Source organism: Clostridioides sp. ES-S-0006-03 (assembly GCF_020662275.1).
GTDB lineage: Bacteria > Bacillota > Clostridia > Peptostreptococcales > Peptostreptococcaceae > Clostridioides.
Map to the genome: position 1 here is coordinate 56604 of NZ_JADGMM010000001.1, position 23656 is coordinate 80259.

The 23656-nt window shown below is 27.9% G+C and carries 18 protein-coding genes and 1 pseudogene; 13 read left to right on the forward strand and 6 right to left on the reverse strand.

What is annotated here, in order from left to right:
- Nucleotides 1-45 precede the first annotated feature (45 nt).
- From IR151_RS00245 to IR151_RS00255, 3 genes are read right to left on the reverse strand one after another with little or no spacing between them, the layout of a single operon-like run.
- Complete coding sequence (locus tag IR151_RS00245; RefSeq protein ID WP_227432391.1) at nt 46-711, reverse strand: 3-oxoacid CoA-transferase subunit B; 666 nt, start codon at nt 709-711, stop codon at nt 46-48.
- Complete coding sequence (locus IR151_RS00250; RefSeq protein ID WP_227432392.1) at nt 711-1367, reverse strand: CoA transferase subunit A; 657 nt, start codon at nt 1365-1367, stop codon at nt 711-713. The genes IR151_RS00245 and IR151_RS00250 overlap by 1 nt, the downstream gene beginning before the upstream one ends.
- Nucleotides 1368-1375: 8 nt before the next feature.
- Nucleotides 1376-2554 (reverse strand): acetyl-CoA C-acetyltransferase, encoded by a 1179-nt coding sequence (locus tag IR151_RS00255; protein WP_227432393.1) that lies wholly within the window; start codon nt 2552-2554, stop codon nt 1376-1378.
- A gap of 352 nt (nt 2555-2906) precedes the next feature.
- Between IR151_RS00255 and IR151_RS00260 the strand changes: the two genes are divergently transcribed.
- Nucleotides 2907-3809: a LysR family transcriptional regulator gene (locus IR151_RS00260; protein ID WP_227432394.1), complete on the forward strand. Its 903-nt coding sequence runs from the start codon at nt 2907-2909 to the stop codon at nt 3807-3809.
- A gap of 476 nt (nt 3810-4285) precedes the next feature.
- Here the strand turns inward: IR151_RS00260 and IR151_RS00265 are convergent, their stop codons facing one another.
- The gene (locus IR151_RS00265) at nt 4286-4480 is read right to left on the reverse strand and encodes an ABC transporter permease subunit (RefSeq protein ID WP_227432395.1); all 195 of its coding nucleotides are present in this window, start codon (nt 4478-4480) and stop codon (nt 4286-4288) included.
- Nucleotides 4481-4613: 133 nt separating this feature from the next.
- Here IR151_RS00265 and IR151_RS00270 point away from each other — a divergent pair.
- The 4 genes and pseudogenes from IR151_RS00270 to ptsG all read left to right on the forward strand — a co-directional run.
- Nucleotides 4614-4754, forward strand: a pseudogene (locus IR151_RS00270) (oligopeptide/dipeptide ABC transporter ATP-binding protein); the annotation flags it as partial.
- Nucleotides 4755-4905: 151 nt separating this feature from the next.
- Complete coding sequence (locus IR151_RS00275; RefSeq protein WP_227432396.1) at nt 4906-6945, forward strand: cation:proton antiporter; 2040 nt, start codon at nt 4906-4908, stop codon at nt 6943-6945.
- A gap of 256 nt (nt 6946-7201) precedes the next feature.
- Nucleotides 7202-8044 (forward strand): BglG family transcription antiterminator LicT, encoded by an 843-nt coding sequence (gene licT, locus IR151_RS00280; RefSeq protein ID WP_227432397.1) that lies wholly within the window; start codon nt 7202-7204, stop codon nt 8042-8044.
- Between the two features lie 289 nt (nt 8045-8333).
- Nucleotides 8334-10415: a glucose-specific PTS transporter subunit IIBC gene (ptsG, locus tag IR151_RS00285; RefSeq protein WP_227432398.1), complete on the forward strand. Its 2082-nt coding sequence runs from the start codon at nt 8334-8336 to the stop codon at nt 10413-10415.
- Nucleotides 10416-10600: 185 nt separating this feature from the next.
- On the opposite strand, the gene IR151_RS00290 is transcribed toward ptsG, so the two are convergent.
- A complete protein-coding gene (locus tag IR151_RS00290; protein WP_227432399.1) occupies nt 10601-11479 on the reverse strand; it encodes an AraC family transcriptional regulator in 879 nt (292 codons plus the stop codon).
- Between the two features lie 154 nt (nt 11480-11633).
- Between IR151_RS00290 and IR151_RS00295 the strand changes: the two genes are divergently transcribed.
- Nucleotides 11634-13088, forward strand: a complete 1455-nt coding sequence (locus IR151_RS00295; protein WP_227432400.1) for a UDP-N-acetylmuramoyl-L-alanyl-D-glutamate--2,6-diaminopimelate ligase — start codon at nt 11634-11636, stop codon at nt 13086-13088.
- Nucleotides 13089-13383: 295 nt separating this feature from the next.
- The gene (locus IR151_RS00300; RefSeq protein WP_227432401.1) at nt 13384-15651 is read left to right on the forward strand and encodes an EAL domain-containing protein; all 2268 of its coding nucleotides are present in this window, start codon (nt 13384-13386) and stop codon (nt 15649-15651) included.
- Between the two features lie 538 nt (nt 15652-16189).
- Here IR151_RS00300 and ychF read toward each other — a convergent pair.
- Nucleotides 16190-17287, reverse strand: a complete 1098-nt coding sequence (ychF, locus tag IR151_RS00305; RefSeq protein ID WP_227432402.1) for a redox-regulated ATPase YchF — start codon at nt 17285-17287, stop codon at nt 16190-16192.
- A gap of 315 nt (nt 17288-17602) precedes the next feature.
- On the opposite strand from ychF, the gene yfmF reads away from it, so the two are divergent.
- The 6 genes from yfmF (at nt 17603) to IR151_RS00335 (ending at nt 23653) form a co-directional block, all read left to right on the forward strand.
- Nucleotides 17603-18868, forward strand: coding sequence for an EF-P 5-aminopentanol modification-associated protein YfmF (gene yfmF, locus IR151_RS00310; RefSeq protein ID WP_227432403.1), 1266 nt, complete (start codon nt 17603-17605; stop codon nt 18866-18868).
- 14 nt (nt 18869-18882) lie between these two features.
- Nucleotides 18883-20169, forward strand: a complete 1287-nt coding sequence (gene yfmH / locus IR151_RS00315; protein WP_227432404.1) for an EF-P 5-aminopentanol modification-associated protein YfmH — start codon at nt 18883-18885, stop codon at nt 20167-20169.
- 369 nt (nt 20170-20538) lie between these two features.
- Nucleotides 20539-21285: a prolipoprotein diacylglyceryl transferase gene (lgt, locus tag IR151_RS00320; RefSeq protein WP_227432405.1), complete on the forward strand. Its 747-nt coding sequence runs from the start codon at nt 20539-20541 to the stop codon at nt 21283-21285.
- Nucleotides 21286-21314: 29 nt separating this feature from the next.
- The gene (rsmH, locus tag IR151_RS00325; protein WP_227432406.1) at nt 21315-22250 is read left to right on the forward strand and encodes a 16S rRNA (cytosine(1402)-N(4))-methyltransferase RsmH; all 936 of its coding nucleotides are present in this window, start codon (nt 21315-21317) and stop codon (nt 22248-22250) included.
- A gap of 277 nt (nt 22251-22527) precedes the next feature.
- Complete coding sequence (locus IR151_RS00330; protein ID WP_413927243.1) at nt 22528-23109, forward strand: TVP38/TMEM64 family protein; 582 nt, start codon at nt 22528-22530, stop codon at nt 23107-23109.
- Nucleotides 23110-23305: 196 nt separating this feature from the next.
- The gene (locus tag IR151_RS00335; RefSeq protein ID WP_227432407.1) at nt 23306-23653 is read left to right on the forward strand and encodes a hypothetical protein; all 348 of its coding nucleotides are present in this window, start codon (nt 23306-23308) and stop codon (nt 23651-23653) included.
- Nucleotides 23654-23656 lie beyond the last annotated feature (3 nt).

Consider the following 23656-nt stretch of genomic DNA (forward strand, 5'->3'; position numbering starts at 1 on the left):
TTTTACATCTTTTAAATTTATTTTCTGATGTAATTTTGATTAATTTTAAATAATCGATGCCTCTTTATTTAATGAATCTGACAATATTAAAGGTGCTTCAGTAGCAGAAAGAACTTCGTCTAATGTGAAGATAGGATTTATTTCTATAAGAAGGAGTCCATCTGTAGTTACTTCTATAACTCCCATCTCAGTTACAATTAAATCTACAGCATTGGTTGCAGTAAGTGGGAGAGTACAGTTATTTAATATTTTTGCTGAACCTTTTGAAGTGTGTTCCATTGCTACAATGACTTTTTTTGCTCCAGTTACTAAATCCATAGCTCCACCCATCCCAGGAACCATTTTACCTGGAATCATATAATTTGCTATGTTACCATATTTGTCAACTTGGAGTGCTCCAAGAACAGTTATATCTACATGACCTCCTCTAATTATTCCAAAAGAAGTGGCACTATCGAAAAAACAACCTCCATGAAGGATAGTAACTGGCTGACCACCAGCATTTACAATAGTTTCATCACTTGAATTTCCACTTTCAGCTGGTCCTAGACCTAGAAATCCATTTTCAGATTGTAAAATAACGTTTACCTCATCTGGAATATAATTGGCTACTTTGGTTGGTAAGCCTATACCAAGGTTTACAACAGCTCCATCCTTTAATTCCTTAGAGACTCTGTTTGCAATATATTCTTGTATTTCTAATTTATCCATTATAAATTACCTCCTTCAACGATGTAATTCACAAAAATACCTGGTGTAGTAACTTCATTTGGGTCGATATCACCTATTTCAACAATTTTGCCTGCCTCGACTATTGTAATATTAGCAGCTGAAGCCATTAAATTATTAAAGTTATTCATAGAACCTTTGTAAACTAAGTTACCTGCTTTATCTACCTTTGAAGCAAATAAAAGAGCAACATCAGCATGAATTGGTTTTTCAAGAAGATATTCTTTACTATCGACAACAATCTTTTGCTTTCCTTCTTCTATAAGAGTACCAATGCCAGTTGGTGTTAGTATTCCACCTAAGCCATAACCAGCTGCACGAATTTGTTCAGCAAGAGTTCCTTGAGGAACTAATTCAACACATGTTTCATTATCATTCATCTGTCTTCCTGTTTCTTTGTTTAATCCTATGTGAGAGGCAATTATCTTTTTGAACTGCTTATTAACAACCATCTTTCCAACACCCTTGTCAATAAAACCAGTATCATTACAAACTAATGTTAAATCTTTTATACCTTTATCACATAAATAATCAATTAAATTTTCTGGGGAACCATTGGCCATGAATCCACCAACCATTACTGTATCTCCATCTTTGATGTGAGATAGAGCCTCATCAATGCTAACTATTTTATTCATATTTCCTCCTATCGTGAAACTATCATTGCTATTCCTTGACCACCACCAATACAAAGTGTTGCAAGGCCAGTTTCTACTTTACGTTTTTGCATTTCATAAATAAGGGTTACAAGTACTCTAGCTCCACTTGCTCCTATTGGATGTCCTAGTGCTATTGCACCACCATTTACATTTAGTTTAGACGAATCTATTTGAAGTTCATTTTTAACTGCAAGTGCTTGTGCCGCAAATGCTTCATTCGCCTCTATCAAGTCTATATCGTTAATATTAAGACCTACTTTTTCTAGTGCTTTTTTAGTTGCAGGAATAGGACCAGTTCCCATTATTTCAGGTTCTACACCAGATGATGCATATGATTTTATTGTAGCAAGCGGCTTAAGCCCAAGTTCATCTGCTTTTTGTTGACTCATTAGTATCATCATTGCTGCACCATCATTGATTCCTGATGCATTTCCAGCTGTTACAGTACCATCTTTTTTAAAGGCAGGTTTAAGCTTGGATAGTATTTCAGATGTCATGCCTAATTTTGGATATTCGTCTGTATCAATAGTTTTAATTTCTCTATGATTTATTGCAGCTTCTACTGGAACAATTTCGTCTTTAAAACGATTGTTTTTTATAGCTTCTTCAGCTTTATTTTGGCTTTCTAGTGCTATTTTATCTTGCATTTCCCTTGTAATTCTAAATTTATCAGCAACATTTTCGGCAGTAATTCCCATATGATATTGATTGAAAGCATCTATAAGACCATCTGTTAGCATACTATCTACCATAGTAACATTGCCCATTTTACTACCAAAACGAGCAGTAGGAATAATGTAAGGTGATTGACTCATATTTTCAGTACCACCTGCAATTACTACATCATTTTCACCAGCTATAATTGATTGAGCTGCTAGTTGAATACTTTTAAGTCCTGAACCACATAATTTATTTACTGTGTAACTTGGTACAGAACTCGGTATACCTGAGTTTATGGCAATTTGCCTAGCAACATTTTGTCCAAGACCTGCTTGTAGAACATTTCCAATTATCACTTCATCTATCTCAGATAAATCAAGTTTTATACGTGATATAGCTTCCTTAACAGCTACAACTCCAAGTTGAACAGCAGAAGTATTTTTAAATACGCCACCAAAGTTTCCTATAGGTGTTCTTACTGCTGATACAATTACTACATCTTTCATGTTTAATAGTTCCTCCTTGAATGATTATTTGAAATTTTCTGAATAAAAAACTTTGAAGAACACTATAATAAATTACTTATAATACAAGCTTGTTTTTAAGTAGTTTAATTATTTTTATTCCTAATGCCTTAGGTTTTCCTCTTTCTAACTATAGATTACGGCTAAAAATGTGTTTTGTCTAAGTCTAATTTTTTATACAACATATAAGGAAAATTTATAGGATAAAAATTTAGAATATATATATAGGAATATTTTGTTAAAATATTAATGAAATTATTTCGCTTTTCTTATAAAATGTTCTTATAAGAAAAAATATTAATATCAACTATACTTGTAAGAAAGGTGGTTTGAAATGGATATAAAACAGTTAAAATATTTTGTTGAAATAGTGAAATCTGGTTTTAATTTATCAATTGCATCAAAAACTCTTCACATATCTCAACCAGCCTTAAGTCAAATTATAAAAACCTTTGAAGAAAATGAAAATGTATATTTATTTGAGAGATATAAAGGCAGGTTAAATGGCTTAACTCCAGCAGGAGAAAGATTTTATGTAAATGCAGAAAATATTATAAATGAATATAAAAATATGATGGAGGATTTGCGAGAAGATTCTGTTCAGTTTAAAGGGAAAGTTAGAATAGGAATACCACCACTTATACTTGGAATAGCTTTTTCTGATGTAGTTGCACAATTAGTTGCAAACAATCCAGACATAGAATTTGATATAGTAGAGAAGGGGGCATATGATTTAAGTAGAATGCTTATTTTGCAGGAATTAGATTATGCAGTTCTTTTACATCCACATAAAATTGATAGGAGTGTAGTAACAGAACATGTACTTCAAGAAGACGAACTTACAGCATTTTTAAATATAAATCATCATCTCGCAAAGAAAAATAAAATAGATTGGAATGATTTAAATGAAGAACTGCTTGCAATATTTAATCCTACATTTATGATACATCATAAATTAATGCAAAAATTTACTGATGAAAAAGTTAAACTTAAGAGGTATATTATGTCTGGTTCTTGGGATTTCTTGTTGTTGTCAACTACAAACTCTGACTTTATAACTATTTTACCATCACCAGTACACGATTTTTTTGAAAATAGTCAAATTATAGAAAAACCATTTAATGACCCTATCACATGGAAGGTTGTGTTATGTAGACCTAAAAAAGAGCGTTATAGTCATGTAGATGAACATGTATTTAAATTTATTATAGATTTCTTTAGTAAAAAGAATCTATGATTTGTTATTTTAATAACAAATTATAGATAAAATAATTAAGTTCAATTACAATAAACTATTAGTTTTTCAACTACATATTAATTAAGGGAAAATAAATTTTATATAATATATAAATAATTTAGAAGGTTATTAAAGTTACTTAATATATAACTTCATTAAATTCTATAACATATAAAATTTTTATTTTGAAATATATAAAAAGCAGTGAGTGTATTTATACACTCACTGTAAAATATTTTGTATTTTTATTTTAAAGTATTGATATTATCAAGTGTTATTAGAGAACTTTTTACTTATTATAGTTAAACTCATAACTGTTAAGAAGATAAGTAAGCCAGGAAATACAGCTAAATATAACTTATCAAAAATATGTCTTTGAGCATCTTGAAGCATGTTACCCCATGATGCAAGAGGTAACTGTATACCAAGTCCTAAAAAACTAAGTGCAGATTCAGTTAAGATAGCATTTGCAATATTTAATGAACCAGCAACTGTGATAGTTTCTTTATAGAAGCCTTAGGAGCTAGATAAGTATTTAATACAATTAAAACTAAAAAACTTGGAATACTCATAAGCATGTCTACTAATCTCATCAAGAACTGGTCTAGTTTCCCACCAATATAGCCACTAATAACACCTACAGCAGTACCAAATACTATAGAAATAAGCATTGATAAGATACCAACACTAAGTGAAATTCGTCCACCATAAAGTGTTCTAGCAAAGTAATCTCTTCCTAGTTCATCTGTACCAAAAATATGTTTTAACCTAGGTTCTTGAAGTTTAGTAGTAGTATCATAGAGAGATATTCCATCTCCAACAAACCCACCATCTGGATGTAAGTTCTATACAAGATGTCCTTATTGTAAGGAAATATGTAAAATAGAAGTGCCAGCTTTAAAGGAAATCTCAAAAAATCATATGGTTGCATGTCACTTAGTATAGAGGTTTTCAAAACTAAATTTGGCGTATATAATAAGAATAATAGATTAAAGTAAATATTTTATAATTACATGTAAAGTGTAATACTATCAATATTAAGATAGTTAATATATAAGTCTAATCTATAAATTATATATTGAAAAGAGATGTAGATATGTCAATTTTAGTAACTTTATTAGGTTTGTTGGTCTGTACAATAATTTCAACTATACTTAGTAAAAAATGGAGCAATATTCCTCTTGCAATTTATCAAATTGTATTAGGTGTTTTATTGTCTATTTTACCATTTAAATTTTCCTTTTCGTTTAGTCCAGATATATTCGTAATATGTGTCATAGCTCCACTATTATTTAGTGAAGGTCAAAATGTATCAAGAAGAGAATTATTAGAACTTAGAAGACCAATTTTACTTCTTGCATTTGGACTGGTTTTAACAACAGTATTTGCAGGTGGGATTTTTATACATTTTCTTATTCCTGAAATGCCACTATCAGTTTCATTCGCTTTGGCAGCAGTAATATCTCCAACTGATTTAGTAGCAGTAAAATCAATTACACAAGGTTTAGATTTTCCTAAAAATATGATGAATATACTTGAAGGAGAATCGCTATTAAATGATGCTGCAGGGGTAGTGGCATTTAAAGTTGCAGTACTTGCTACCGTTACAGGCTTTTTTTCAATAAAAGAAGCAAGTATTCAATTTTTGATTACTGCATTTGGAGGAATAATAGTAGGAAGTATTTTAGGATATATAATCATAAAAATAAGACTTAATTTGCACAAGTGGAATTTAGAAGAAATACCAATGGTAATAGTCATACAGATAATGACTCCACTTTTTGTGTATTTTGTGTCAGAAGAGCTAGGGGTATCTGGAATTTTAGCAGTTGTAATGGCAGGTATAGCCCATGGAATCGAAAAAGAACATTTACAAAATACAACAACTAAATTGAGAATAATATCAGATAATACATGGTATGTTTTGGAGTATGTACTGAATGGGTTTGTCTTTACATTACTTGGTTTTTTGTTGCCAGGTATATATCAAGGAATTATCACTAACAACGAAGATATAGCATTAAATTTAACTTTTATTGCTATTTTAATTGTAGTTATATTATTTATTATAAGATTTGTATGGGTGTATTTATGGCACAGTTCTTTTATAAAAATCAAGAAAAATCCTTTAAATAATTTCTTTACAGGTTTTTTAGGATTTAAGAATGAAGAATTTGAAAAAGATGATACTTCTAGATGGAAATATTCATTAATAGTTGCTACTTGTGGTGTTCATGGTACATTTACACTTGCAACTGCTCTATCTATACCATTTTACCTAGACAATAAAGATATGTTTCCAATGAGAGATATTGTTTTGTTTATATCATCAGAAGTCATACTTATAAGTTTATTACTCGCAACAGTTTTATTGCCAGTACTATTAAAAAAGAATGTACAAAAGTCAGAAGACTTATTGTCTGATAGAGAGGCATATAAATTAATTTTAAAAGAAGCTATTTTAAAACTTAGCAATGAAAAAGCGCAAGAGGTACAGCCAGTAATACATGATTTAAATGAGCAGCTAGTAGATTTAGAAAAGGGTATATTAAATATTCCAGATAACAAAATTATAAATATGATGATTGCAGAGGCAGATAATCAAGGCTTAATAGCTGTTCATAAATTATTGAATGATGGAAAAATTTCTGGTAGAGCATTTGAGTTATATAGATTTTATATTACAAAATCGAGAAAATCTGTCCAAAAATCAATATTTAAGATTGTAAAATTAAAAATAAGTATGTGGATTATAGATAGAAAGGTAAAAACAGAAGTAAAAGAAAAGATTACAAAAATAATATCTGAAAATAAGGAACTAATTAAAGAGTTTCACCATGCATATGCACTTTCTACAAAGACAGCTATATCATTTATAAATAAAAATATTAATGAAGATAATAGGCATGAATCATTAATAGTAATTAGATTTTATAATCGTTATCTAAATTGGCTAACTAGAAAAATTCATAATGATGAGAAATTTGAAGCAAAAGTAGTATACTATAGATTAATGGCAATACAAAGTGAAAGAGATAGTATTCAACAACTAGTTGAAACCAAACAAATATCAAGAGACGTAGCTAAAGAACTATTGGAAAATATTCTCTATGATGAAATGATGATGATAGAATGAAAAAAATAAACTGTATAGGATTTAAATTTTATTGGTACTAAAAAATAGGAAACAGTTTTCAATAATTGCTTGACATAGATATCCATTTATAATAGAATAAAGCTATAAATTGAATACAATATTTATGAGCGTTAACAAATTGGATTGTTACTGGGAAGCAGGCAATACCTAAGTTAGGATATACAGGTGAATTGTATCTTAATTTAGGTGTTTTTTTATGAATAAGGGAAATTGTATTTTGGGAGAGATATTGATTATGATTATTCAACAAATTTACAATAATAATGTTGTGTTAGTTTTAGATGAAAACCAAAAAAAAGAATTAATACTAACAGGATGTGGAATAGGATTTCAAAAAAAGAAAGGTCAAGAAGTAGATAAAAGTAAAATTGAAAGAACCTTTGTAACACAAGATGAAAGTTTTATAGATAAAATTGGAAAATTAGCAAGCCAGGTTGATGAGAAGTTTTTTGAAGTGAGTACAGAGGTAATTGCTCATGCAGAAGGCATTTTAAATACTGAACTTTATGAGTACATATATGTAGCACTTACTGACCATATTGCATTTGCAATTAAAAGATATCATGAAAATATAAATATAAAAAATGATTTACTACATGAAATAAAAAGAATTCACAAAAAAGAATACGAAATTGGAAAATGGGCTGTAGATTATATAAATAAAGAATTTAATGTAGAGTTTCCTTTAGATGAGGCAGGATTTATAGCTATGCACATAGTAAATTCAAATTATAAAGGCAGTTCAAAGGAATCCCTGTTAATTACTAAAATTGTAAAAGACATACTAAATATTATAAGATATTATTATAGAGTTGAGTTTAAAGAAGATGATATAAATTATGATAGACTTCTTACACACTTAAAATTTTTTGCAAATAGATTAGTAAAAAGAGAGGAAATCAATGATACTAATAATGATATTGTAGATATAATCAAGATAAAGTATGAAAAAGACTATAATTGTGCATATAAAATAAAGACACATGTAGAGAAAAACTATGAGTACTATGTAAGTCAAGATGAATTATTATATTTAACACTACATATTAAAAGAGTCATATCTGTGTTGAATTCATGATAAACATACTAAATAAATATAAATTCAATATCGGTGTTTAAGATATTATGTAAAATTTAATAGCAATATAATAATTTTAAAACATTAAGATTGTTACTGATAATGCAGGCAAGACTTAGGTTTATAAAAAAATTATAACAGTTTATTTTTAATTCTAAAATTAGGTTGATATAGGTTTATTTATATTAACATGAGGTTTATTTTTAGGATTAAAGTTACTAGTGTAATTTTTTATAAACTTAAGTCTTTTTTATTTAAAAAATATAAAATAATAAGGAGATAGAAGTAAATGAAAAAAATATTTGGTGTTTTACAAAAAGTAGGAAAATCTTTAATGTTACCAGTTGCATTACTTCCAGCAGCAGGTATATTGCTTGGTGTAAGTAATGCTTTAGCAGGAGATGCGTTACTTGCTCATTTTCCAGCACTAGCAAATCCTACATTCCAACTTATAATAAGTATAATGGAAAGTTCAGGGCAAATCATATTCAATAACTTGCCACTTATATTTGCAGTTGGTGTAGCCGTGGGTCTAACCGAAGGCGAAGGTGTAGCAGCATTGGCAGCTATAGTAGGTTTTTTAATCCTTAATACGTCTATGGGTGTTATGGCAGGTGTCACAGAAGATATGATAGATAATTCTATGTATGCAAGTATTGTTGGAATACCAACAATTCAAACAGGTGTATTTGGTGGTATTATAATAGGCATAGTGGCTGCTTATCTTTATAAAAAATTTTATAAAATTGAACTACCTCAATATTTAGGTTTTTTTGCAGGTAAAAGATTTGTGCCTATTGTTACATCATTAACAGCAATAGTAATAGGAATTATATTATCATTTATTTGGCCACCAATACAAGAAGGATTACTTAGTTTTTCAAAAAATGTTATAGAAGCAAATCAAACATTAGCAGCATTTATGGAAGGGTCTTTAGAAAGGTTATTAATACCATTTGGTTTACATCATGTTTTCCATAATCCATTTTGGTATCAATTTGGAGAATATGTAAACAAAGCAGGTGAACTTGTAATGGGTGACCAAAAGATATTCTTTGCTCAACTTAAAGATGGAGTAAATTTCACAGCAGGTACTTTTATGACAGGGGCGTTTCCGTTTATGATGTTTGGTCTTCCAGCAGCAGCACTTGCTATGGTACATGAAGCAAAGCCAGAAAAGAGAAAATTTGTAGCAGGAATAATGGTATCAGCTGCACTTACATCTTTTTTAACAGGAATAACTGAACCAATAGAGTTTGCATTTTTATTTGTTGCACCAGCATTATTTGTAGTACATTGTTTGTTTTCAGGTTTATCATATGCAGTAATGCAACTATTAGGAGTTAAAATCGGATTCACATTTTCAGGAGGATTAATAGATTTCTTGCTATTTGGTGTACTTCCTAATAGAACTCAATGGTATCTAGCTATTTTAGTAGGTATTGGATTTGCAGTATTATATTATAGTGTGTTTAGATTTATGATAAGAAAGTTTAACCTAAAGACGCCAGGAAGAGAAGATGAATCAGAGTCTAATGTGGAGACTAGTGAGATTTCAAAAGATGAGTTAGCATCAGAAATACTAATAGCTTTAGGAAATAAAGAAAATTTAAAAAGTTTAGATGCTTGTATAACAAGACTTAGATTAGTTGTAAATGATATAGATAAAGTGGATAAAGAAAAGTTGAAATCACTTGGAGCAGCAGGTGTAATGGTTATTGGAAACAATGTCCAAGCTATATTTGGTCCAAAATCAGATGCAATAAAATCTAATATAAAAGATATAATAGAGGGAAAAGTAAAGATTGAAAATACTGATATTAAAAATATAGATAAAAAGAAAATGGAAAAAAATAATAACACAGAAAACACTAATATAGGTAATACTTTGGTGGAAGAAGAAATTTATTCATTGACAAATGGAGAAATCTTAGGTATAGAAGAAGTTCCAGACTCTGTATTTTCAAGTAAATTAATGGGCGATGGTTTTGCAATTAAATCTGATGATGGATTAATTTATTCACCAGTAGATGGAACTATTGGAGTTGTATTTCCAACTAAACATGCAATAATAATCAAATCTAAAAAAACTGGAGTAGAAATACTTATACATTTAGGTATAGAGACTGTAAACTTAGAAGGAAATGGGTTTGATGTATTTGTAAATGTAGGAGATGAAGTTAAATCGGGTGATAAACTGGTTAATATGGATTTAGAATATATTGAAAAAAATGGTTTATCAACAATAAGCCCAGTAGTATTTACTAATTTAGAACAAAATCAAAAACTAAACATTAAAAAGGGAAAAGTCACAGCAAAAGAAAGTAATCGTGTAAGTATATTAAAAGAGAGTATTGAAAAAATAGGATAGACACATCAGTATATATACTTAAAACTTGTATGAGTTTTAGTAATTATATAAGCATAATTTTAATTTATATATTTTAGTTTAATTAATAAAAATATATGATTTATATTTCAAGCAATTAGAGGTACTAGTATATCTATTTTACTAATACCTCTAATTTTTCTTGAAATAAAATCTATAATAATTATTTATTCATCTAACAAATTACTATCTAAAGGGCTTTTATTGTTTAGATAGTTTTTAGGAGATACACCATAATACTTTTTAAATGCCCTTACAAAGCTAGAATAATCATTAAATCCACATTTACTACAAACTTCACTCATAAGATGTCCATTGGTTATTAATGATTTAGCTAAAATCAGTCTTTTTTGAATTATATAATTGTGTATGGATGTTCCAGTATGAGATTTAAATCTTCTCATGAGATAATATTTGCTTATAAAAAATTCAGATGCAATGCAGTCTATAGAAAGTTTATTCTCTATATTTAAGTTTATATAGTTTAATATTTTTTTTATAGTTTCATCATAAAATACATCTTCTACAGATTCTATGTTCTCGCTTTTTAAGAAAATTCTATTTAAAAATATCATAAGCTGTATGAACAAGGTATTTCTCAGTATTTCATTTCCAAATTCATTACTAGATTCAGAAATATTTATTTGCTCAATAAAAAGTTTGAGTGCTTCGATGTCATGTATCTTTAAACGCAATAGATTACATTTATTTTCTGTGGCTGTCTTAAAACATTTTTCTAAATCACTAGTATTATCACTGTTTTTTTTCATAAATTCTGGGCTAATCCATATTGCAATTCTTTCATAAAATACATTTGAATCTATAACTGGTTTGTGAATTTCATTACTACTAATAAAAAGTATGTCCCAAGGTTTTAGTTTATATGGAATTCCTTCAACAAAATAAGTTACATTTCCATCTATAAATATAATTATCTTATTAAAATCGTGATTATGGTATTCAAATTCTATGTCTTTTTTATCTCGGATACTAAATATTTTAAAATTATCATTTAAGTATCCAATTTTATTGTCTGTAATTTTCATAAAAGACCTCTCTTAGATTATATTATAGAGAATTATAGAGCATTTTTTACAATATTTCAAGCATTTTTAACCATTCACATAGTAAAAAATTCTTAATATAATATTACATGAAGTGTAATTTTAGCAAAAAGAGTTTAAAGGGAGGAAAGCATTTATGAAATTAAATGATATTATACAGGGGTTGGATATAATCAGTGTCAAAGGTGAATTAAATATAGATATTAATAGTGTACAATATGATTCAAGAAAGATTACAGAAGGTACATTATTTGTATGTATAAAAGGATTTGTGTCAGATGGTCATAAATATATAAAAGATGCTATAAACAAAGGAGCAAAAGCTTTTATTGTTGAAGAAGATGTAGACATAAAAGGGTATACGTTTATAAAAGTAAAAAATACAAGAGAAGATATGGCAAAGATAGCTGATAATTTTTATAATCATCCATCACAAAAATTTAATGTTATAGGAGTTACAGGTACTAACGGAAAAACTAGTATAACTACTATACTAAATGAAATATTAACTTTGAATAAAAATAAAGTTGGTCTTATTGGTACTATAAAAATATTTGATGGTGAAAAAGACATTATTTCTAATTCAACAACTCCAGAAAGTATAGATTTACAATATCATTTTAATAATATGTTAAATAATGGATGTGATTACTGTGCTATGGAAGTTTCATCACACTCATTAGCACTAAATAGAGTTGATGAAACAGACTTTAAACTAGGAATATTCACAAACTTAACACCAGACCATTTAGATTTTCACAAAGATTTAGAAGACTATAGAAAAGCTAAAGAAAAATTGTTTTTTAAGACTACTATGGCAAACATAATAAATATAGATGATGATGGTGGTAAAAAGATATACGAAAATATAAAAGATATAGATGTCCCTTGTTACACATATGGAGTTGAAACTAATGCTGATTTTATGGCTAGAGATATAAAATCAGATTCAGATGGTGTATCTTATAGATTAATAACTCCTTCTTATGAAGAAGTTATATTTATACCAGTTCCAGGAATGTTTACAGTATATAATACTTTAGCTGTTATAGCTGCTTGTTATGTACTTGATATACCTAAACCAGTATATAAAGAAGGTCTTAGACTTTCTAATGGAGTATCAGGAAGGTTTGAAACTGTACCAAACGATAAAGGTATAAGTGTAATTGTTGATTATGCTCATACTCCTGATGCACTTGAAAATGTATTAAAGACAACACAACAATTTGCAGAAGGAAAAATAATTTCTGTATTTGGATGTGGTGGAGATAGAGATACTGAAAAGAGACCTTTAATGGGTGCTATTGGACAAAAATATTCTGATATATGTATTGTAACTTCTGATAATCCAAGAACTGAAGAACCAGAAGCAATAATAAAGGATATACTTGAAGGAATAGATAAGGAAAAGAAAAATTATCATGTTGTTGCTGATAGAAAGCAAGCTATAGAAGAAGCTATAAGTATGGCAAAGAAAGATGATGTTGTAATTATAACAGGTAAAGGGCATGAAAATTACCAAATAATAGGTAAGGTTAAGCATCATTTTGATGATAAAGAGATTGCTAATGAATGTTTAAGTAAAATGTAAGGTGAAAATTTAATAAAATATATATTTTAAGAATATAATATCAAAATTATTTTGATATTATATTCTTTTTATGTAGTGTACATTAATGCAAATTATGTTAGTAACCTTTAATATAGATAATATAATTTATTAAAATTGTATTATCTATATTAATTAATTTTTTATTGTAATAAAGTTGATAATTTTGTATAATTACAGTAAATATGGAAAAATAAGTATTGTCGCAAAATTGTTAAAATAATTGATATAAAATAATAATTGTATACATATAGATTCCAGAAAGGCAGGAAGCGTGATGTTGGGTGATGCAAAAAATAATAGGCAGGGTTTGTCCATAATTGCTATCATAAGTATCTTAGTAGTTACAATTTCCTGTTTGATTTATGGTTCAAAGTTGAATAAGACACTAGGTGAGGAAACGAATCAATATCTTTCAGAAATAGCAAATCAAAGTGTCAATGTGTTAAAAAAACAAATTAATGGCGATATAAAATTGTTACAATCAATTTCAATATATATTGAAGGAGAAGAATCTTTTGAATTGGACAATATTATTTCAATACTTAAAAGAGAATCTGTAAATAGTTCATTTAAAAGAATGGGTGTTATTCTACCAGATGGTATGGCATATACTACAGATGGTTATGTAGAAGATTTTTCTAAGAGAGATTATTTTTCCAAGTCAATGCAAGGAGAAGTAGTCATAACAGGTAAGTTAAAAGATGTAATAAAAGATCATAAAGACATTAATGTGTACTCTGTACCAATTTATAAGGGGAACAAGATTATTGGTGTTATATTTGCTACACATAGTACAAAGTTATATGAAAAGATACTCTCTGTACCAACTTTTAATGGAAAAGGATATTCTTATATAGCTAATAGTAATGGTGATATTGTTTTAAATCCAAGTAGCAAAAACGCAAACTCTAATATGGAAAATTTATTTTCATATATAAATAAAAGTAATACCTTATCAAAATCTACTCTTAATGATATGAAGTTAAATATAAAAAATTCTAAATCAGGTTCATTAAGTTATAATATGTCTGGAAAAGGATATTATTTAAGTTATGCTCCAATAGGAATTAATGATTGGTATCTTTTTTCTGAAGTTCCTAGAACTGCTGTATCTGAAAAATCATATGCTATTATAAAACTTACACTATCAGCATGTATAGTTTTAATTGTGATATTTACATCATTAATAATTTATATCTTGATTATGCAAAAAAAGAGTAAGGAAAGGTTAGAAGAATTTGCGTTTAAAGACAGTATTACAGGAATTGGAAATTCAAATAAATTTAATCTGGAAGGTGGTAAATTTTTATCCACTCATGAGAAAAAGAATCTAGTTTTAATTTATTTTGATATAGATAAATTTAAGTTAGTAAATGATAGATTTGGATATGAAGAGGGAGATAGAGTATTAAGAAAAATTGCAGAGATGATTGAAAATATGTTTAAAGAAGAGTCTGTATTTTCAAGAATTTCAAATGATAATTTTGCTATAATATTTGAAAAAAAGAAGGATAAAGAATCAGTTATAGAGATATGTGAAATTATGCGTAAAAAATTATCTATGATAAAAACTAGCTTAGATGTAGAACTTAATCTGATACCATCTATAGGAGTGTATTTTATTGAAGAGGGAGAAACAAATATATCTACTTGTCTTGATAAGGCTATGATTGCAAAGACTACAGTAAAAAGAAAATACTTAAAAGTGTATGAGATTTATGCTGAGAATTTAAAGGAAACTCTTATAGAAGAACGTGATATTGAGCAAGAGATGCACGATGCTTTAAAAAATGAACAATTTAAGGTGTATTTGCAACCTAAAATTGAATTATCTACAGGTAAAATAGTAGGTTCTGAAGCTCTTGTACGTTGGCAACATCCCAAAAAGGGATTAATAAGTCCAGGTGTGTTTATTCCTATTTTTGAAAAGAATGGTTTTATAACAGAATTGGATATGTTTGTATTTATTCAAGTTTGTAAAAACTTTAAACGTTGGGAAAATGAAGGCTTACCTAGATTTCCTATATCAGTAAATTTATCAAGAGTACATCTTGAAAATCCAGACTTTATAGAAAAGTTTGAAAACATTGCAAAAGAATATGATATTGAACCAAATTTAATTGAAATTGAACTAACAGAGAGTGCAATATTTGATAATACAAAAATGTTATTTAAAATAATGCAGAATTTAAAATCTGTAGGATTTAAAATATCTATGGATGATTTTGGCTCAGGGTATTCTTCTTTAAATATGCTTAAAGATATGCCAATTGATGTATTGAAATTAGATAGACAGTTTTTTATAACAGTAGAAGATACAAAAAAGAGTCAAATTGTGGTTTCAAGCATTGTTCAGATGGCAAAGCAACTTGATATAAAAGTTGTTTCAGAGGGAGTTGAAACCTTAGAGCAAGCAGAGTTTTTAAGATTTATAGGATGTGATATGGCTCAAGGATTTTTATTTGCAAAACCAATGCCAATAGAAGAATACGAAAAGTTGATATTAAATAGGAATGATATTGAAGGTATGAGTACAAATTAAAAAACTTAGTACAAAATGAAATAAAGATTTGTAAGAAGAGTGAACTTTGTATAGTCAAAGTTCACTTTATTTATGTAAAAATACTTTGGTATAAAAATATGAATTAGGTTTAGAGTATTACTTTACATTATATGGAGCATATAATATTTTCTAAAAGAGATATAATTTTTCCATGACTAGAAGTTTTTAATTTGAGTGTAGCAGTTTGTGAATATAAGAATATCAGCAATTATGTAAGTACTTAAGGGAGGAAAATTTTTGAGTAATATAACAATTAGGGAAATGGTAAATGATGAAAGAAAGCTTGTTTTGGTGGAAAGCGTATTTGGGATTACAGTAAAGTACTGTCATTGTTGACAATCATAATTTCTGTGGGAATACTATAAAAAAGAGAGCTTCTATTATGATTTTTAAAAATCATTTAGAAAAACTCTCTTTTTTATAAAATCTAAATAGCTATTATAATATAATAGAAGTTTCTATTATTCTAATTTTCTTATTGTAATACAATAGTTAAGATTGTAGATAAATAAGCATTTTAAACATTAAATCTAAATAATATTACATCTCCATCTTTAACTATGTATTCTTTACCTTCTAATTTAACTAATCCTTTTTCTTTTGCAGCTGCCATAGTACCATGTTCAACTAAATCATTAAAAGCAATTGTTTCAGCCCTGATAAATCCTCTTTCTATGTCAGAATGTATCTTTCCTCCTGCTTGAGGTGCTTTACTTCCAATCTTTATAGTCCATGCTCTGACTTCTTTTGGACCAGCTGTTAAGAATGAAATTAGACCAAGTAAGGCATAAGATGATTTTATAAGTTTATCAAGCCCTGATTGTTCAAGCCCTAATGTTTCTAAAAATTCTTTCTTTTCTTCAGCAGAATCAAGTTCAGAAATTTCTGCTTCTATTTGTGCACATACAACAACAACTTCAGCATCTTCTGTTTCTGCAAATACTTTAACTTGTTGAACATACTTATTACTTTCTCCATCATCTGCCAAATCATCTTCTGATACATTTGCAGCGTATATTACAGGTTTAGATGTAAGTAAATCTAATGAATTTACAAAGCTTTGTTCATCTTCTGTAAATTGCATAGTTCTTACACACTTACTATTTTCTAAAGTAGCCATGATTGAATTTAACAAATCAAGCTCAGAAACTAAAGTTTTATCAGCTTTAGCGGCTTTTTGAGTTTTATGAATTCTTCTTTCAAGAATCTCTATATCAGAGAAAATTAATTCTAAATTTATAGTTTCTATATCGCGAAGTGGTTCAACAGAACCATCTACATGTATAACATTTTCATCTTCAAAACATCTGACAACATGTACGATTGCATCAACTTCTCTTATATGTGATAAAAATTTATTTCCTAAGCCTTCTCCTTTAGAAGCACCTCTAACTAAACCAGCTATGTCACAAAATTCTATAGCAGTAGGAACTATTTTTTCAGAGTTGTACAATTCTTTTAGTTTATCTAATCTTTCATCTGGAACAGATACAACTCCAACGTTTGGGTCTATTGTACAAAAAGGGTAATTTGCAGATTCTGCGCCTGCTTGAGTTATTGCGTTAAATAGTGTGCTTTTACCTACATTTGGTAAACCAACTATACCTAATTTCATATTAATCGTCCTCTCTCTTATTCTTTTTATATTCTTTATATAACTTTAAACAATCAATCTATGGGATTGTAAAATTGTTTTAATTATAGACATACATATTGATTATACATCATATATATGAAGCTTGTAAACTAGACTTTAAAGCAGACTGCTCTAAATAACTTTTTATTTAAATTTAAATAAAAATATTACTTTTAGAAAATAATAAAAAGGATATAATTAAATAGAAGGTTTTTATATATAAGTATATACAATCAAAAAATGAATAAATTTCAATTTTAAAATTGATGTTTAAATAAAAAATAGGAGGTACATATGGTTAATACTAAGAAAATAATAAATTTAGGTAATAATATTAATTTGACTTTGATAAAAACAGAAAAGTTTAAATCAAATCTTATAAGTTTGTATGTTCAGAGATTGTTGGATAAAAAAGAAACTACAAAAAATGCTTTGATACCATCAATAATAGCAAGTGGAAGTGAAAAATATCCTAGTGCCAGAGCAATATCCAATAAACTAGATGATTTATATGGTTCGTCTATGGGAGCTGATGCTGTAAAACGTGGAGAGCGTCAAGTACTAAGTTTTAAAATAATTAATATAAGTGAAAAGTATTTAGATGAAAATATATTTGAAGAAGTAGTAGAATTTTTTAATGAAGTAATAAATAATACACTTGTTGTAGATGGTGGATTTAAAGAAGAATATTTAAATATTGAAAAAGAAAATTTAAGAGATAAGATACAATCAATAATAAATGATAAAAAAGAATATGCACAAGATAAATGTATAGAAGCTATGTGTGGAAATGAAAGATACAGTATAAGTGAGTTTGGTTACGAAGATGAAATAGATAACATAACTTCAAAAGAGCTATATGAGCATTATAGAAATATACTTAAAACATCTCCAATAGACATAGTTGTAGAAGGTAATTTTGATGAAGATAAGGTTGTAGACATAATAAGTAAGAATTTAAAATTCGAAAGAGAAGATATTATAGATATACCAAAAGAAGATTTCATAAAACATGTAGATGAAGTAAAAGTAATAGACGAAAAAATGGAAATAACTCAAGGTAAATTAGTTATGGGGTATAGAGCAAATGTAGATTATGTAGATAATGATAAATATTATGCCCTTGTGGTCGGAAGTAATGTATTAGGTGGTGGTCCACACTCTAAACTATTTGTGAATGTAAGAGAAAAGGAAAGCTTATGCTATTATATTTTCTCTTCAATAGAGAAGTATAAAAGTATTATGCTTATATCATCTGGAATAGAAACTAAAGATTATGATAAAGCTGTAAAATTAATAAAAGAACAATTAGAAAGTTTAAAAGCAGGAGATATATCTGATGAAGAGTTAGAAAATAGTAAGCTTGCTTTAGTTAACTCTATGAAATCTATAACAGATAATATAGGTGGAATGTCTGATTTTGCTTTTTCTCAGTCTATGGCAAAGACAAATTCTGAAGTAGAAGACATAATATCTAGCATAGAGAAAGTTACTAAAAAAGATATAGTTGAGGCTGTAAAAGATATAGAACTTGATATTGTATACTTTTTAAGAAATTAATGGAGGAGATGTCTATGGAAAAAATAGTTAATGATATATTAAGAGAAGAAGTTTATTATGAAAAATTACAAAATGGCTTAGATGTATATTTTATGCCAAAGAGAGGCTTTACAAAAAAATATGCTATTTTAGCTACTAATTATGGTTCAAATGACTTAGAATTTATTCCAATAGGAGAAGATAAAAAGATTAGAGTAAATGAAGGAATTGCACATTTTTTAGAACATAAGATGTTTGAACAACCTGATGGAGGAGATGCTTTTGAAAAATTTTCTAAATTAGGTGTAAGTGCAAATGCATTTACTAACTTTACAATGACAGCATACTTATTTTCAGCTACGGAAAATTTTTATGAAAGTTTAGAGCACTTAATTGATTATGTTCAAACACCTTATTTTACAGATGAAAATGTTGAAAAGGAAAAAGGTATAATAGCACAAGAGATAAAAATGTACAATGATGATCCAGACTGGAATGTGTATTTTAATTGTCTAAAGGCTATGTATGTAAATTATCCTGCTAGAATTGATATAGCTGGTACAGTAGATAGTATATATAAGATAACTAAGGAAGAACTATATAAGTGTTACAATACTTTCTATAATCCAGGAAATATGGCTTTGTTTGTTGTAGGTGATTTGGATGTAGAAAAGGTAATAGATGTAACTAAAAAAGCAAACAATTATGATGTGGATAAACTTTCTAAGAATATAGAAAGATTTTATCCTGAAGAACCAGCAACTGTAAAGGAAAAAGAAGTTATAGAAAAGTTTCCTATATCTATACCTATGTTTAACATAGGTTTTAAAGATAATAATGTAGGTGTAAAAGGAAAAGAACTTTTACGTAAAGAAATTGTAACTGATATCCTTATAGGTATGTTATTTAAAAAGGGCAGTAAACTTTATGAAGATTTGTATATGCAAGGTCTAATAAATGAAAATTTTGGAGCTGGATTTTCATCTCAAGTAGACTATGCTTTTAGCGTAATTGCTGGAGATTCTAAGGAACCTAAAAAAGTAAAAGAGATAATTCTTGAATATATAGAAAGAGCTAAAAAAGAAGGATTATCTAAAGAGGAGTTTGAAAGAACTAAAAAGAAAAAAATTGGTTCATTTATTAAATGTTTTGATTCTATAAACTTTATAGGAAATAGTTTTATATCTTATATCTTTAAAGATATAAATATATTGGATTATTTAGATATTATTAAGGATGTTGCTTTTGAGGAAGTTGAAGAGAGATTAAAAGAACACTTTAAAGAAGAGTATTGTGTTATTTCTATTGTAGAACCTAAGTAGAACGTTTGAATATTACAAATAAGTAGCTAAAGGCCAAATAGTTAATTTTGATACTTGTTTTATTTAGGTAGCAAGTGATTTTGTTGAATATACTTATACAAATTAAGTTAGTAAAAATTAAATATTATTAATAAAAATTTGTAGAGAGATTGGTGTATAATATACACCAATTTCTTTGCTTGTAAATAATTTATGCATAATTTTGTTGAGACAGCATGTATAATATATTTTAAGTATTTGTAGAATCAACATCAATATGTTTTGTAGAATTAACATTAATATGTTATCATAATTTAGTATAATTACAATTAATTGTAAACATGGTGTATTGCTTTGGAAATATTTTAATTAAGATAAAGAGGTGGAGTTATGGATAGAGTAGCATTTACACTGTTTGGGATAGACATAATGTGGTATGGAATACTTATGGCTAGTGGCATGATTTTGGGAACTTTAATAGCAATAAAAGAGTCGAAAAGAGTTGGGCTTAAAGAAGATGATGTATTAAATATAGCTATCATAGCAATTCCTGTTGGATTAATATGTGCAAGAATATATTATGTTATATTTAATTGGAGTTATTATGCTCAAAATCTATTTCAAATACTTAATTTCAGAGGTGGCGGACTTGCTATACATGGAGGGTTAATAGGTGGAATCTTAGCTGGCTATATATACACTAAGTTTAAAAATATTAATTTCTTAAAAATGGCTGATACTGTCATACTTGGAATGCCTTTAGCACAAGCTATAGGAAGATGGGGGAACTTTATTAACGGAGAAGCTCATGGAGGTACAACTAATTTACCATGGGGAATAATGGTTGATGGAGTAAAGGTTCATCCAACTTTTCTATATGAGTCTATATGGGATTTTGGAATATTTATAGTTTTATTATTGTTTAGAAAAAATAAAAAATACGAAGGACAAGTTATAGTGACTTATATAACCCTTTATTCAATAGGAAGATTTTTTATAGAAGGACTAAGAACAGATAGTTTAATGTTAGGACCACTTAGAATGGCTCAAGTGATAAGTTTAGTTGGTGTTATTGGTGGTATAATAGCACATATTTATTTATCAAAGAGAAATAAAAGCAACAGTATTGAAGAATAATTTAAATATTAAGTTTGAAGGAGGTAGTTATGGAATTTCATCATGTATCAGTTCTTTTAAATGAATGTATAGAAAATTTAAAGATAAAACCAGATGGAGTATATGTTGACTGTACTATGGGTGGTGCAGGACATTCCAAAGAAATAGTAAAAAAATTATCAGATAAAGGATTATTTATAGGGTTTGACCAAGATAAAAATGCTATAAATACAGCAAGAGAAAGATTAAGTGAATATGAAAGCAGAGTAAAATTTGTTCATAGCAATTTTGAAAATATAAAAGAAGAATTGGAAAAAATCGGAGTTTATAAGATAGATGGTGTATTAGCAGATTTAGGAGTTTCCTCTCATCAACTTGATGAAGCTGAGAGAGGATTTTCTTATATGCAAGATGCACCACTTGATATGAGGATGGATGTTAGGTGTGAATTTTCAGCATATGATGTTGTAAACACTTATGCAGAAGATGAGCTAGCTAAGATAATTAAAGATTATGGTGAAGATAACTGGGCTAAACGTATAGCTAAATTTATAGTTGAGGAAAGAGTGAACAAACCAATAGAAACTACAGGTGAATTGGTTGATATAATTAAAAAAGCTATTCCTAAAAAAGCTAGAATAGATGGGCCTCATCCAGCTAAAAGGACTTTTCAAGCTATACGAATAGAAGTAAATAATGAACTTGGAGTAATTACAAAAATGATAAATGATGCTTCTTCTATAATGAATGAAGATGGTAGAATTTGTATAATAACATTTCATTCGTTAGAAGATAGAATAGTAAAGAATGCATTTAAATATCTCGCATCAGATTGTATATGCCCACAGCATTTACCAATATGTCAATGTGATAAAGAATCTGAAGTAAAAATAATAACTAGAAAACCAATATTACCTAGTGCTGAAGAAATAGAAGTAAATCCACGTTCAAGAAGTGCTAAATTGAGAGTAGCGGAAAAAATATAATTTATATAGTTTGAGAGTAAGGACTAGCAATGTAATAAAATAATAAACTTCTTAATTATAGTTAAAACCTATTATAGTTTTTATTAGAATAGAAAACAACTATGATATAATCGACAATATAGAAAAATATTTTCTGTTATAATATAACTAAAGTAGATATTAGGAGTGGAGAAAAATAGAGAATAAGCATAAAAAATTATTAATAAAAATTTGTATTATATTGGGGGTATTTGGTATTTACTTTTTTATACCTCCTGTTAAAAAAATGGTAAATCAGATGATATTTTATCTGAGTATGTTAAATCTAGATGCAATTAAGGAGTACATATTATCATTTGGAGTTTGGGCACCAATAATATCATTTGCACTTATGATATTACAATCAATAGCTGCACCTCTTCCTGCATTTTTAATTACTTTTGCAAATGCAGCCTTATTTGGATGGGTAAATGGTGCTATACTGTCATGGATTAGTGCAATGGCAGGTGCTGCAATTTGTTTTGTAATTGGAAGATTTTTAGGTAGAGATGTAGTTGTAAAACTTACAAGCAAATTTGCACTAGAAAGTATAGATGGTTTTTTTGATAAGTATGGAAAACATACGATTTTAATTGCAAGATTGCTTCCTTTTATATCTTTTGACCTTGTGAGCTATGCAGCAGGTCTAACATCCATGAGTTTTATATCTTTCTTTATAGCTACTGGAGTAGGACAATTACCAGCAACCATTGTATATTCTTATGTTGGTGGTATGTTGACTGGTGGAGCTAAAGTCATGATGACAGGACTTTTAATATTATTTGCTTTAAGTGTATTGATTTATATGTTAAAGAAAATATATAGTGATAAAAATAAATAAAAATTAGTGTAAAATCTATAGGTTTGAATTCAAGAATTAGTGAATCTATAGATTTTTTGTTGTGTATAGAAAAAATTACAAATAGATTGTGTAACAGTGTATTAATTTAGCGATGAAATTTTAAAGGAAGAGATATGATTAATAACAAATATAGTATAGAGGAAAATCTAAAAATCTATATTATCGGGGTGATAATTTGAAAAAAAATTATAAAATACATAATCTAAATGAATATAAAAATAAAAAAAAGAATAATTATAAAAAGAGAATTAATAAAAAAATAGGGGCTAAATGTATTTTATTGATTACAACTTTCGTAGTAATAATATTGAATCTATGTGGTTATTCAAAAATTTCAGAAATGAAATATGATATTCATTATTTACAAAAAGATTTAAGAAAAAAAGAGATAGTACTAGAGGAACTAAAGGCAAAAGAAACTGAAAAAACATCAATAAAAGAAATTGAGTTAAAAGCAAAGGAATTGCTCAATATGGACTATCCAAAAGATGGACAAATAAAGTATATAAATGTGGATAACTAGGGG